Source organism: Bifidobacterium pseudocatenulatum DSM 20438 = JCM 1200 = LMG 10505 (assembly GCF_001025215.1).
GTDB classification, from domain to species: domain Bacteria; phylum Actinomycetota; class Actinomycetes; order Actinomycetales; family Bifidobacteriaceae; genus Bifidobacterium; species Bifidobacterium pseudocatenulatum.
Map to the genome: position 1 here is coordinate 2,251,331 of NZ_AP012330.1, position 14,251 is coordinate 2,265,581.

Here is a 14,251-nt window from a genome sequence, read left to right on the forward strand (position 1 = left end):
GAAACGTGGGGGACGAGACAACTGTAGGAACGGAACACGGCGTGGAAGGCGGCAAACTGGAGGCCATTCCACAATCTAAAACATGAGGGAATTGAAATTCTCAGATATTTCCCAGAAAACACCAGACATGTACTCAGCATCGTCTGTTTATATAGGAGATGTCAGCAAAAGAGCCGACCAGGAACCCACAGCAGTTCCCGACAATTGAACCCTTTCTTCTTCTCTCTCCTTTCTCTCCCCGGTGGTTTTCTCTCCACCGGGGTTTCTTTTTGCCCTCAACGGGTGGATTCCTCCAGCCAGTGGGAGAATCCGCCCGCTGGCAGCTCACTCAAAGTCCAGAAACCGCCACTCACTGGAACAATCACCCCGCTGGCAAGCCGCCCAACGTCCCAATCCTTCCAGTGACTGGGAGGATTGCCCCGCTGGAACGGGTATATTGGAGGCATGAGTGAAATACGCGAGCACGAGACCAGTGATTCCCACGACTCCAGCAACCCAAACACCCCGACCAGTCTGATCGGGCGCGAATCGCAGGTGGTTCCAGGGAGGTTCGGCGAGCCGCTGCAGGTCACGCACGTACAGTATTCGCGCGGGGGCGGCAATGCGGCTCCACGACGCCCGCTGTTCCTCTGCCTGCACGGTTGGGGCTCCAATGAGGCCGATTTGGCCGACATGATGCGTTACGTGGCTCCTTATAACGATTTCGCGTCGTTGCGCGCGCCGCTCGTGCTGCAGGAGGCTGGTTCCGGTGAATTCGGTTTCGGTCAGGGCGCGTATTCGTGGTTCCATGATTGCGTGCCGTCCGGCGAAGATCTGGATCGAGACGCTTATGCTGCCGCTCAAGCCATTGACGATTGGGTTGCGCGCAATGTTCCCGAAGATCGCGCTGTAGTGCCGATCGGTTTTTCGCAGGGCGGTTTGCTGGCGATTCATCTGCTGCGCGTCCATCCGGAACGGTACGCCGCGTCAATCTCGCTTTCCGGCTTCCTTGCGCCGGGAATCGTCGCCGGTAGCGCGCCGGCCGACAGTCATGTCGCGGAATTGAATATTCCTGTGTTCTACGGCTATGGCAAGAACGATACCGTGATTCCGATGCCGGAGCTTTTCGCAACCGCCGCTTGGCTGGACGAGCATACGTTCCTCACGTCGAAAAGCTACCGTGGACTCGATCATGCGGTCAGTCTCAACGAATTCAGCGATTTGCGCGACTGGCTTGCCGCGCACGATATCGCGCCGGGAATCCTGTAAGAAATCCTGCGGAAGAATCCCGTAGAAAAATCCTGCAGAAAAATCCGATGCAACGGATTTTGCGTACCAAGCACACGGCAATCGTTACAACCCGATATAAGCCACGATATAGCGATACCGCGTTAGACTAGAGCCAGCTAATAATCATTTCGCAATTGCCGGCATTCGCACGCTCAACCATGCGAACGTTCGAATGTTGGCGAGCGCCATACCGGCACATTCGCGTGCCTGGCAATAAGGAGTTTCGATGCTGCTGTCCGATCGCGACATTCTCGCCGCGCAGGCCGAAGGTCATATTTCACTCGATCCATGGACCCCGGAAATGGTGCAGCCCGCTTCCATTGACGTGCGTTTGGACCGTTTCTTCCGTCTGTTCAACAATCATGCGTACACGTATGTCGATCCGGCTGAGAATCAGGGCGAGCTGACCGAGCAGTTCGAGGTGGCTCCGGGCGAACCGTGGATTCTGCATCCGGGTGAGTTCGCATTGGGTTCCACGTGGGAGTACGTGAAGCTTGATCCGACGATTGCCGCCCGCCTGGAAGGCAAGAGCTCACTGGGCCGCTTGGGCATTCTCACACATTCCACCGCAGGCTTCATCGACCCTGGTTTCGAGGGTCATATCACGTTGGAATTGTCGAATGTGTCGACATTGCCGGTGAAGTTGTGGCCGGGCATGAAGATCGGCCAGATGTGCTTTTTCCAGCTCAGCTCCCCCGCCGAACATCCGTACGGTTCGCAAGGCACCGGCTCGCATTATCAGGGTCAGCGCGGTCCGACGCCGAGCCGTTCCTACGTGAACTTCTACAAAGCCGACATCACCGACTAATCATCAAATATTCTTGGATTATCGCAATATATTGTCGATATATGGCGATTGATATTCCACCAAAAATACAAAAAGATTGGCTATCACATATCGCATGATAGCCAATCTTTTTTGCAATCTTCTATTGAGATTTCTTGTTGCAATGTCAGCAATATCGAATGATATTAAAAGATACTGCAACAGCGATTGGTAACGCCTTTTAGCGCTTGTGGATCGCGATGTGTGAGATGCCAGGTTCCGCAGAATTCGCACCGATACACCCATAGTTCAGTGCCGCGTTCACGCCAGCTCTGGTCGGCGGCCTGCCGGGCCGTCGCTTTGTCGCGATACATGATTTTGTTCGATTCGACGCAGCGTTTGGGTACGAAATAATGCATAGTTCCCCAGTCTATTCCACCATCGGATAAGGGCAGGAAGCTCCCCTGGAATTCCTGGGATCCCCCAGCGTCCCGGGACTCCCAGTGACTGGAGGAATCATCCCGCCGGCAGTCCTTCCGGCGTCCAAAAACCTCCACCGAATGGAGGAAGACACCCGTGCGCGGGAATAAAAAAGGACCTTCCGGGAACCCCGATGGGGCTCGACCGGAAGGTCCATAAGTTGAATGCGGCGGCGTGCTACTCTCCCACACCCTCTCGAGTGCAGTACCATCGCCGCGACCAGGCCTTAGCTTCCGGGTTCGGAAAGGGACCGGGCGTCTCACCTGGGCCATGACCACCGCAAAACCAATATAACGGCCAACCACAAGGATCGGCCGGCAGAACCGGAACCACGCCACGATTCCGATCGTGGCGGTCCGGGAACCGGACAACGGACGCGAGCAACCAAACGCTTCACCGGTATCGTTTCCGTGACCACAAGAAACAATGCTCCTTGCCATCCAACGAAAGAAACCACCACAGGACGAGACCCGACCCAACAAGCGGGTCGGAAAAAGTGTGCCGCGTTCGCCCGTTAGTACCGGTCGGCTCCACCCCTCGCGGGGCTTCCACCTCCGGCCTATCGAACACGTGTTCAACATGCGGGCTTCGGACGCTCCGGGGAGCGTCAAGGAATCCTAATCTTGGAGCAGGCTTCCCGCTTAGATGCTTTCAGCGGTTATCCCTCCCGAACGTAGCCAACCGGCCATGCCGCTGGCGCGACAACCGGCATACCAGAGGTCCGTCCACCCAGGTCCTCTCGTACTATGGGCAGGCCTCCTCAGGATTCCAACGAGCGCAGAGGATAGAGACCAAACTGTCTCACGACGTTCTGAACCCAGCTCGCGTGCCGCTTTAATCGGCGAACAGCCGAACCCTTGGGACCTGCTCCAGCCCCAGGATGCGACGAGCCGACATCGAGGTGCCAAACCATCCCGTCGATATGGACTCTTGGGAATGATCAGCCTGTTATCCCCGGGGTACCTTTTATCCGTTGAGCGATGCCGCGCCCGTGCGCCGGCACCGGATCACTATCTCCGACTTTCGTCCCTGCCCGAACCGTCGTTCTCGCAGTCAAGCCCGCTTGTGCGATTACACTCGAAACCCGATTGCCAACCGGGCTGAGCGGACCTTTGAGCGCCTCCGTTACTCTTTGGGAGGCAACCGCCCCAGTTAAACTACCCGCCAGGCACTGTCCCTGAACAGGATGACTGTTCGAGGTTAGACGTCAAACGAGAACAGAGCGGTATTTCACCTTGCGGCTCCACACGGGCTGGCGCCCATGCTTCGAAGCCTCCCGCCTATGCTACACAATCCGCGCCTAACGCCAATACCAAGGTATAGTAAAGGTCCCGGGGTCTTTTCGTCCTTCTGCGCTTAACGAGCATCTTTACTCGTACTGCAATTTCGCCGAGCTCCTGGTCGAGACAGTGGGGAAGTCGTTACGCCATTCGTGCAGGTCGGAACTTACCCGACAAGGAATTTCGCTACCTTAGGATGGTTATAGTTACCACCGCCGTTTACCGGGGCTTGAATTCACCGCTTCACCCCAAAAGGGGCTGACGGATCCTCTTAACCTTCCGGCACCGGGCAGGCGTCAGTGCATATACAGCGGCTTGCGCCTTCGCATGCACCTGTGTTTTTGGTAAACAGTCGCTACCCCCTGGTCTGTGCCACCCCCCAACGCTCCGAGGGCAAGCCTCTTCACGCCCGGGGGTCTCCCTTATACCGAAGGCACGGGAGTGATTTGCCGAGTTCCTTGACCAGGATTCGCTCGATCGCCTTGGTATTCTCTACCTGACCACCAGTGTCGGTTTGGGGTACGGGCGGCGACGCCCCTCGCGCCGAGGCTTTTCTCGACGGCCTGGACCACCGGATATCGCGTCCAAAGGACGCCCATCATCACACCTCACCCTATGCGTCCCACGGATTTGCCTATGGGACGGGCTGCGTGCTTGACCACGGAAAACCACCTCCGCGGCCGGCTCCCATTCCGTGTCACCCCTGTGCGCTAGCCTACCAGGACTACGCTCCCAACGACCGCGGACCCCGAACCCCGAAGGGAACGACGCCACGCGACCGGAGGTTAGTACTCATCCGTTCGGCTCTTACGGTACGCCGCCGGTACGGGAATATCCACCCGTTCATCCATTCGACTACGCCTGTCGGCCTCGCCTTAGGACCCGACTCACCCGGGGACGACGAACGTGGCCCCGGAACCCTTGGTCATCCAGCGGACGGGATCCTCACCCGTCTCTCGCTACTCATGTCTGCATTCTCACTCCCGCGCGGTCCACGGCACGGTTCCCCGGCCGCTTCGCCCCACGCGGGACGCTCTCCTACCCAACGGCCGCAAAGGCCGCTGCCGCGTCTTCGGTGGTGTGCTTGAGCCCCGCTACATTGTCGGCGCGGAACCACTAGACCAGTGAGCTGTTACGCACTCTTTCAAGGATGGCTGCTTCTGAGCCAACCTCCTGGCTGTCTATGCGACTCCACATCCTTTCCCACTTAGCACACGCTTCGGGACCTTAGACGACGATCTGGGCTGTCTCCCTCTCGACGACGGAGCTTATCCCCCGCCGACTCACTGCCGGAATACACATCCACGGTATTCGGAGTTTGGCTGCTATTGGTACCCGACACGGGCCCGCAAGCATCCAGTAGCTCTACCCCCGCGATGCAATCAACCGACGCTGCACCTAAATGCATTTCGGAGAGAACCAGCTATCACGGAATTTGATTGGCCTTTCACCCCTAGCCCCAGGTCATCCCCCCGGTTTTCAACCCAGGTGGGTTCGGTCCTCCACGCGGTCTTACCCGCGCTTCAACCTGCCCAGGGCTAGATCATCCCGCTTCGGGTCCAGGGCGCGCGACTCAAAACGCCTTTTGAGACTCGCCTTCGCTACGGCTCCCCCACCACGGGTTAGCCTCGCCACGCACCACTGACTCGCAGACTCATTTTTCGATAGGCACGCCGTCACCCCACAAGGAGGCTCCGACGGATTGTAGGCGCACGGTTTCAGGAACTCTTTCACTCCCCTCCCGGGGTGCTTTTCACCTTTCCCTCACGGTACTGGTACGCTATCGGTCAGACAGGTATGCTTAGACTTACCCCACGGTCGGGGCCGATTCACACGGGATTCCACGAGGCCCGCGCTACTTGGGACACATGATCGGAAGACGGCAAGCTTCCAGGTACGGGGCTGGCACCCTCTGCGGCCAGGCCTTCAAGCCTGTTCCCCTGGCAAGCCGTTTTATGACTCCCGCCCGGTCCGTCGGAACCGGGACACACGCTCCCGCAACACCACGAACGCAACCCCCGACGGGTATCACGCGCCCATGGTTTGGTCTGATCCGCTTTCGCTCGCCACTACTCACGGAGTATCCCTTCCTGCAGGTACTGAGATGTTTCACTTCCCTGCGTACCCCCGGAACAACAAGGTTCCGTGCCGGCCCATGACGGCCGGCGGGTTGCCCCATTCGGAAATCCTCGGATCGAAGCCATGTTGGAGGCTCCCCGAGGCTTATCGCATCCTCAAACGTCCTTCATCGGTACTGTCTGCCAAGGCATCCACCATACGCCCTTCAGGGCGGCACACGCCCCGAAAAAACCCAATGATAGCTTCAAACGCCAGACGACAAATCATCACACTGTAAAAAATGATCACAAAACGATCGATCTCGAAACCAGACTCCAAAAAAGAAGCCTGGCGAAATCGCGATAAAGCAAACGATGACATCACATCATCGCATTGCTCGCGTCCACTATCCAGTTCTCAAACCACCACGCGCCCCGACCGGACCCGACCCGCGGCCCGCAAGGCCGACGGCGTCCCACCAGGGGCATCCGGAAAACCGCACGCACCCAAAACGGATGCGGGTGGCGGTCCGGGAACCCAAAAGCATATCCGCACCACTCCCCGCCGGCCCCAAGGACCCGCGAAGCCAACGATCTCTTCCACACCAGCACGCCCACACGAACCCGGGAACCATCCCCGGCGCATGGGCCACACGACGGACGCCAGACCGGCGTCCTGAAAAACTCCGTAGAAAGGAGGTGATCCAGCCGCACCTTCCGGTACGGCTACCTTGTTACGACTTAGTCCCAATCACGAGTCTCACCTTAGACGGCTCCATCCACAAAGGGTTAGGCCACCGGCTTCGGGTGCTACCCACTTTCATGACTTGACGGGCGGTGTGTACAAGGCCCGGGAACGCATTCACCGCGGCGTTGCTGATCCGCGATTACTAGCGACTCCGCCTTCATGGAGTCGGGTTGCAGACTCCAATCCGAACTGAGACCGGTTTTCAGGGATCCGCTCCACGTCGCCGTGTCGCATCCCGTTGTACCGGCCATTGTAGCATGCGTGAAGCCCTGGACGTAAGGGGCATGATGATCTGACGTCATCCCCACCTTCCTCCGAGTTGACCCCGGCGGTCCCCCGTGAGTTCCCACCATGACGTGCTGGCAACACAGGGCGAGGGTTGCGCTCGTTGCGGGACTTAACCCAACATCTCACGACACGAGCTGACGACGACCATGCACCACCTGTGAACCCGCCCCGAAGGGAGGCCATATCTCTACGGCTGTCGGGAACATGTCAAGCCCAGGTAAGGTTCTTCGCGTTGCATCGAATTAATCCGCATGCTCCGCCGCTTGTGCGGGCCCCCGTCAATTTCTTTGAGTTTTAGCCTTGCGGCCGTACTCCCCAGGCGGGATGCTTAACGCGTTAGCTCCGACACGGAACCCGTGGAACGGGCCCCACATCCAGCATCCACCGTTTACGGCGTGGACTACCAGGGTATCTAATCCTGTTCGCTCCCCACGCTTTCGCTCCTCAGCGTCAGTAACGGCCCAGAGACCTGCCTTCGCCATTGGTGTTCTTCCCGATATCTACACATTCCACCGTTACACCGGGAATTCCAGTCTCCCCTACCGCACTCCAGCCCGCCCGTACCCGGCGCAGATCCACCGTTAAGCGATGGACTTTCACACCGGACGCGACGAACCGCCTACGAGCCCTTTACGCCCAATAATTCCGGATAACGCTTGCACCCTACGTATTACCGCGGCTGCTGGCACGTAGTTAGCCGGTGCTTATTCGAAAGGTACACTCACCCGAAGGCTTGCTCCCGATCAAAAGCGGTTTACAACCCGAAGGCCGTCATCCCGCACGCGGCGTCGCTGCATCAGGCTTGCGCCCATTGTGCAATATTCCCCACTGCTGCCTCCCGTAGGAGTCTGGGCCGTATCTCAGTCCCAATGTGGCCGGTCGCCCTCTCAGGCCGGCTACCCGTCGTAGGCTCGGTGGGCCGTTACCCCGCCGACTACCTGATAGGACGCGACCCCATCCCATACCGATGAAATCTTTCCCGACACCCCATGCGAGGAGTCGGAGCATCCGGCATTACCACCCGTTTCCAGGAGCTATTCCGGTGTATGGGGCAGGTCGGTCACGCATTACTCACCCGTTCGCCACTCTCACCACCAAGCAAAGCCTGATGGATCCCGTTCGACTTGCATGTGTTAAGCACGCCGCCAGCGTTCATCCTGAGCCAGAATCGAACCCTCCACAAAAAAACTTTGCAGAAAGCCAACATGTGACTCTCAAAAACAAGAAAATTGACGATCGCCTTATAAGGAAAGGCGCATCGCACGAAAACCTCACCGTCCTTCAAGGCCTCCCGGCCACTCGCGAACGAGCGGACGATGAACTGGCAATCATTGACTATAAAGAAGTAGTACAAATACGCTCTTGAGTTCTCAAACCACCACCGCTCACCCGCCTCGAGGCACCCCAACCGGGGAACCACTCGCCGAGCGGCAGCAAGAGATAAACCTACAGCACAATCCCATTCCACGCAAATCGGGCATGACGAAACAAGACGCGGACCCTTGCAAACACTGGAAAGCGTCGGCGTGTCGAAATCCGTCTTTCTTACACCATAAATCGCAAAACCAACTCCAGCACAACCCAAAAATCGTCAGAAAAAGCTGATTGCCGCGTGTCACACAACGCAACAACACGGCAATCAGCAGATCAACAGCGCATCACAGCAAGTCACAGACGATCGGAAAGCCAATCGAACACCAAACGCAATGCGCGAGCGCTACGGAATCCGTAACAGGCATGGCAGGCGTTATCGAGCTTGTAGAACGTCACATCCTTGCCAAGCGCTTTCAACGTGGCATACAGGCGACAACTCTGATTGAACGGCACCAACTGATCGCGGCCACCATGCATGATCAGCGTTGACGGAGTGGGCATATCGGCACTCAGATAAGTCATAGGCGAAGCCGGGGCGCTCAAATCCGGATGTTCAAGCACGTCACCGCCATCAATCACCACACCTTCCGGGCACTGCGGATCACTGTGGTTCTGCGAACTCGGATAAAAGTTCATCTTCGCGAAATCAGTAGGGCCATGCCAATCCACGATCGCGTTCACTTCGACGCTTTCCTCGGCATAGGCATCCGTATCAGGCGCGCGATTGCCAGTGAACCCAGCCATCAACACCGTATGACCGCCCGAAGAATCGCCCCACAGCGCAATACGATCCTTGTTGCAATGGAAGCGTTCGGCATTCTTGCGCATGAAACGCACCGCAGTCTTGCAATCCTGCATCTGCGCGGGGAACGGCGCAATATCGCTGTGACGATACTTCAGCGCAGCCACCACATACCCCTGCTCGGCAATACGCACGAAATAATTCGAGCAATCGGTCACATTCTGCTCGTGGAATGCCGAACCGCGCACAAACACAATCACTGGCCAACCACCTTCCGGCATTGCGCCCTCGGGCATATTGTCAACGCCAGGCGTGAACACCCACATCGGCAAATCAACACTGCTGTCATCAGCCAGCTGACGGGTCACGTATGTAACCTGCTCGATATTCACGGGATATCCGAAATCATCCTGGTCCAAGTCGGAAATCACTTGGCAGCCTTCCGGAAACTCATCAGTGTGCGGGAAGAACTTAGTCTGCTCGCGGCGTCGGAATCGGGGCAAGCTGTGTCGGCGACGGCGGCGCCACCATCGATTCGATATCGATTGCCCCGATCGCCGTAACCGTCTCGGTCGTTTCGGCAGTCTCGGCCGCATCAGCGCCATCATCTGCAATGTTTTGTGCAATATCAGTAGTCATAATGCACCTCTCATTCCTTTCCATGCATGATTATTAAGATTGCTTTTCTCGAATTTGATTGCCCGATGTTCCCTGTTTCACGTGAAACATCAGAAGTTACGTCGTGCGGCTATACCTAAGATATGAGCAAAAAGATCGCAGTATTGACGGGGGCGGGGATTTCCACGTCCGCAGGTATTCCCGACTTCCGTGGACCGGATGGCGTCTGGACTAAGCACCCTGAACAAACGCAAGTGTATGACATCGAAGCATTCCTTTGCCACGAGGAAGATCGCAAGTATTCCTGGCGTTGGCAGAAGGAATCACCCGTGTGGACCGCACAGCCGGGCACCGCACATAAAGCGCTCGTCAAACTGGAACAGGCTGGCATGCTGACGCTGCTCGCCACACAAAACTTCGACGCATTGCATGAAAAAGCCGGCAATAGCAGCGACGTCATCGTCAATCTGCATGGCACCATCGGTACCTCGCACTGCATGAAGTGCCATGCAAAATATGACACCGCCGACATCATGGCGAATCTCGACAACGAACCCGATCCGCACTGCCATCGCAGACTGCCCTACAGCGGCAACATGCCATGCAACGGACTCATCAAAACCGACGTGGTCTACTTCGGCGAGGCGCTGCCGGACGGCGCGCTCGAAAAATCGTATCGACTCGCAACGCAGGCCGACGAACTGTGGGTCATCGGATCCACGCTGGAAGTCATGCCCGCGGCAAGCATCGTGCCCATAGCCGCAGAGGCGGGCGTGCCGATCACCATTATGAACATGGGACGCACGCAATACGATCGGTTGGCCGACCGGCTTATCCACGACGATATCGCCGTCGCCCTGCCGCAGCTCGTCGACGAAACCATCACCGCCGAGCAGTAAGCCGCACAGTAAATACGTTTTCTCGTACGTCTTGCAGTACCGGCACAAATCGTTGGAATTACACCGGTTTTGGTTGGTCGTTACCAAAATCCGAATTTTTCAACGACAAAAATCCGAATGACGTAACGGCTAGTCAAGCAATATAAACAACAAAAGGGTCTTGGATTGCTTTGCGACAATCAGAAATCATCGCAAGGCTTTCCAAGACCCTTATTGGTTATCAAATACTGAAAAACGGTACTGAAATCAGTAAATGCGCTTCGGCTGGAAACCGGCTTCCCGCAATGCCTCGAGCACACGATCAATGTGGTCGGGACCATTCGTTTCAACCGTCACGCCCAAAGCCACGGCATTCGCGTAATGGCTGGACGCCTTGAACTGGTCGTGATCCAGCGCGATAACGTTCGCACGCTGCTCGGCCAGCAATGTGGCGACCTTCACCAGCTGTCCCGGGGTATCGGGCAGCTCGACCTCGAAATGCATGATGCGGCCACGCGTGATCATACCCTTCTGAATCACAGCGCCAATGGACACAGTGTCTTCATTACCGCCAGACATGATCGGCACCACCACATGCGGACCCTTCGCCTCAGCGAACTTGCGCGAGCGCAGGTTGAGGTGCTCGAGCGCAGCCAGAGACACAGCGCCGGCAGCCTCAACCACCAGCTTGTGCTTTTCGAGCATGAGCAGGATCATCTCGTTGATGTCACGCTCGGTCACGGTGACGATGTCGTCAAGGAATTCGTTGAGCAGCGCGAACGTGAGATCGCCCGGACGCTTCACGGCGACGCCCTCGGCGGACGTGCGCACCTGGTCGGCGGCAACCACATGACCTGCGGCCAGCGAATTCTTCCATGCTGGGCTACCCTCCGGAATCGCGCCGATCACGCGCACTTCCGGCTTGAACGTCTTGATGGCGAGCGCCACACCGGCACCAAGACCGCCACCGCCCAGCGGTACGACCACGTCGGTGACGTTCGGCACGTCTTCGAGGATTTCAAGGCCGATGGTGCCCTGACCGCACAGCACCTCGTAATCGTCGAATGGCGGCACGTAGATCATGCCTTCGGTGTCGCTCAATTCCTGGGCGCGGGCTGCGGATTCGTCGAACACCTCGCCGTACAGCACCACGTCTGCACCGTACGCCTTGGTGGCGTCAACCTTCAGCGGCGGAGTGATCTGCGGCATGCAGATCGTTGCCTTCGCACCACGTTCGCGAGCCGCATAGGCCACGCCCTGCGCATGGTTGCCCGCGGAAGCGGTGACAATGCCGCGAGCCAGCTGCTCATCACTCAGGGATGCGATCTTGTTGTAGGCGCCGCGAATCTTGAACGATCCGGTGACCTGGAGATTCTCAGGCTTGAGCAGAATCTCATGTCCGGTCATGTCGGACAGCACCTTGGACGGAATGATTTCCGTGTGGCGCGCAGTGCCCTTGAGTCGTTCGGCGGCTAGTTTCAGTTCAGCTGCGTGATCGCGCTGCAATGCTTTGAGAACCTCGTTTTGTTCCATGAGCGTTATTGTAAGCGTACGTCTGCCGAAACTGCCTTATCATGCGGCTTTCGCGATGAAAAGTGAGATTGCTTGCGAAAAGTAATCACAAGCAATCAGGAATAATCGCAATACATAATCTGATAAATCACAATACAAATAAAGAAAAAGCGTTCGTACGATCCCGTGATGAATCGCACGAACGCTTTTTGCAGAGAGTTTATAGGAAAGATCGATCAGAGCTGAATCACGACCCCCTCCCAGCGAGCGAGCTCGCCGCGAGCGACCGACTTTACGCTATGCACAGCATCATAGGTGCTGAGCAGTACCTGCGACTCGCCCACGCCATCCTCAAGCAGTTGCGCGACCTCAGCAGGCACCTGCGCCGTCCTATCAGTGAGATTGACGATGACGAGAATCGTGTCGTCGCCGCTGGTACGGGTGAAGGAATACACCTGCTCGCTGTCTGCCGCGACCAGATTCCATTCGCCCGTCGCGATGGTCGCGTTGTTGTGGCGCATGGCGATGAGCTTCTTGTAGAAGCTGTACACGGATCCGGGATCGTCGAATTCCTCGGCTGCGTTGATCTCGACATGATTCGGATTGACGCCGATCCACGGTTCCGTCGCCGCGTCCGGCGCGGTGAAACCTGCATACCTGGAGGCATCCCACTGCATCGGCGTGCGCGAATTGTCGCGGCCGATGAGCGCGAGCGCCGCCATCATCGATTCTGCGGACTGGCATTTTGCTTCTTCCACGCGCTGGCGGTAGGCGTTGATGGATTCCAGATCGCGGTACTGCTCGAGCGTGGTGAAGTGTGCGTTGGTCATGCCCAGCTCTTCGCCCTCGTAAATGTAAGGGGTGCCGCGGTGCATGTGCAGCAGCATGCCGAACGCCTTGGCGCTCAGCTCGCGCGACTCACGGTCCGTGTCATTGCCCCAACGGGAGACGACGCGCGGCTGATCATGGTTGCAGAAGAACAGGCTGGCCCAGCCGGCGTTCTTCACAGCCTCCTGCTGGTCGGCGAGGCGGGCGCGCAGATTCTTGACTTCGAACGGCACGGTGTTCCACTTGGAACCTTCCTGGTCGATGCCCACGTGGTCGAACAGGAACAGCATGTCAAGTTCGCCGTTCTTCGGATCGGTGACATGCTCGTTGCGTGCCGGAGTGATGCCCGGCGCTTCGCCGACGTTCATGTAGCCTTCGCGGCCTTCGAACACTTCGCGGCGCATTTCGGCAAGGAACTCGTCGATGCGCGGACCGTCGGAGCACCATGGGAACGGGCTGGAATAGCCTTCCTCACCAACCGGATAATCCTCAATCTCGCAGCCGTCTTCTCCCGGCAGCTTGCCGTTCTTATCAACAGTCTTCGAAACCTGCGTGATCACATCCATACGGAAGCCGTCAATGCCGCGATCCATCCACCAATTCATCATCTTGTAGACGGCCTTGCGCACTTCCGGATTCTCCCAATTCAAATCCGGCTGCTTCTTGGAATACTGGTGGAAGAAATACTCGCCGCGCTTCGGATCGTACTCCCAAGCGGAACCGCCGAAATAGGAACCCCACTGGTTCGGCTCGGCACCCGGAGTGCCCGGCTCATGCCCCGGCCTGGCTGGACGCCACCAATACCAGTCGGCATGCGGATCGTCCTTGTCGCGGGAAGCCTGGAACCAAGCATGCTCGTCGGACGTGTGGTTGACCACCAAATCCATCACGATCTTCAGACCGCGCTTGTGCGCTTCGGCAAGCAGCTCGTCCATATCCTCCAAGGTGCCGAACAGCGGATCGATATCCTGATAATCGGAAATATCGTAGCCGTTGTCGTCCTGCGGCGACTTGTAGACCGGGCTCAACCACACCACGTCCACGCCAAGATCGGCCAGATAGTCAAGACGGCTGGTGATGCCCTTCAGATCGCCGATGCCGTCGCCGTTCGTGTCTTGGAAGGAACGAGGATACACCTGATACACCACCGCGTTGGCCCACCACGGGTTCGGGGTCGCGCCGTTGGAACGCACGGTGTCGGGAAGGGTGGAACGATTGAAATTCGTCATGTCGTGGAGCTCCTTTGCTTGACGTTTGTTGGATTTTCGTTCGATCTTTCGTGACTGACTCTGCCCGTTTTCAGCTCATGTCAGCTTCATGCAGAAGATCGATTTTGCCTACTCCCCTATGGTATGCAACCCTGTTTTTCTTTCTTTCCCGCGGCGAGTTGTGCAAAGCAAGAAAAGAATAC

Annotated in this window: 7 protein-coding genes and 3 rRNA genes; 3 read left to right on the forward strand and 7 right to left on the reverse strand. The window is 57.5% G+C overall.

The features are described 5' to 3' along the window. The first annotated feature begins 444 nt into the window (after positions 1–444). Positions 445–1,248: an alpha/beta hydrolase gene (locus tag BBPC_RS09090; protein ID WP_004223872.1), complete on the forward strand. Its 804-nt coding sequence runs from the start codon at positions 445–447 to the stop codon at positions 1,246–1,248. Between the two features lie 247 nt (positions 1,249–1,495). Beyond that, a complete protein-coding gene (gene dcd, locus BBPC_RS09095; protein ID WP_004223871.1) occupies positions 1,496–2,077 on the forward strand; it encodes a dCTP deaminase in 582 nt (193 codons plus the stop codon). 602 nt (positions 2,078–2,679) lie between these two features. Here dcd and rrf read toward each other — a convergent pair. The 5 genes from rrf to BBPC_RS10160 form a co-directional block, all read right to left on the reverse strand. Continuing rightward, positions 2,680–2,797: ribosomal RNA gene (rrf, locus tag BBPC_RS09105) — 5S ribosomal RNA — on the reverse strand. A 213-nt stretch (positions 2,798–3,010) separates the two neighbouring features. Then, a 23S ribosomal RNA gene (locus BBPC_RS09110) occupies positions 3,011–6,092 on the reverse strand. 452 nt (positions 6,093–6,544) lie between these two features. Further along, positions 6,545–8,072 (reverse strand): 16S ribosomal RNA (locus BBPC_RS09115). The 16S, 23S and 5S rRNA genes sit together here, the layout of an rRNA operon. A 484-nt stretch (positions 8,073–8,556) precedes the next feature. After that, entirely contained in the window at positions 8,557–9,435 is an 879-nt protein-coding gene (locus tag BBPC_RS09120; protein WP_004223916.1) for an alpha/beta hydrolase, read from the reverse strand. A 40-nt stretch (positions 9,436–9,475) separates the two neighbouring features. After that, a complete protein-coding gene (locus tag BBPC_RS10160) occupies positions 9,476–9,643 on the reverse strand; it encodes a hypothetical protein (protein WP_171025392.1) in 168 nt (55 codons plus the stop codon). Between the two features lie 122 nt (positions 9,644–9,765). Between BBPC_RS10160 and BBPC_RS09125 the strand changes: the two genes are divergently transcribed. Beyond that, positions 9,766–10,521, forward strand: a complete 756-nt coding sequence (locus tag BBPC_RS09125; protein ID WP_004223912.1) for an SIR2 family NAD-dependent protein deacylase — start codon at positions 9,766–9,768, stop codon at positions 10,519–10,521. Between the two features lie 246 nt (positions 10,522–10,767). On the opposite strand, the gene ilvA is transcribed toward BBPC_RS09125, so the two are convergent. Next, positions 10,768–12,033 carry a threonine ammonia-lyase gene (ilvA, locus tag BBPC_RS09130; protein ID WP_004223909.1) on the reverse strand — a complete coding sequence of 422 codons (1,266 nt, stop codon included), beginning with the start codon at positions 12,031–12,033 and terminating at the stop codon, positions 10,768–10,770. Positions 12,034–12,248: 215 nt separating this feature from the next. Next, the gene (locus tag BBPC_RS09135; protein WP_004223905.1) at positions 12,249–14,069 is read right to left on the reverse strand and encodes a glycoside hydrolase family 13 protein; all 1,821 of its coding nucleotides are present in this window, start codon (positions 14,067–14,069) and stop codon (positions 12,249–12,251) included. Positions 14,070–14,251 lie beyond the last annotated feature (182 nt).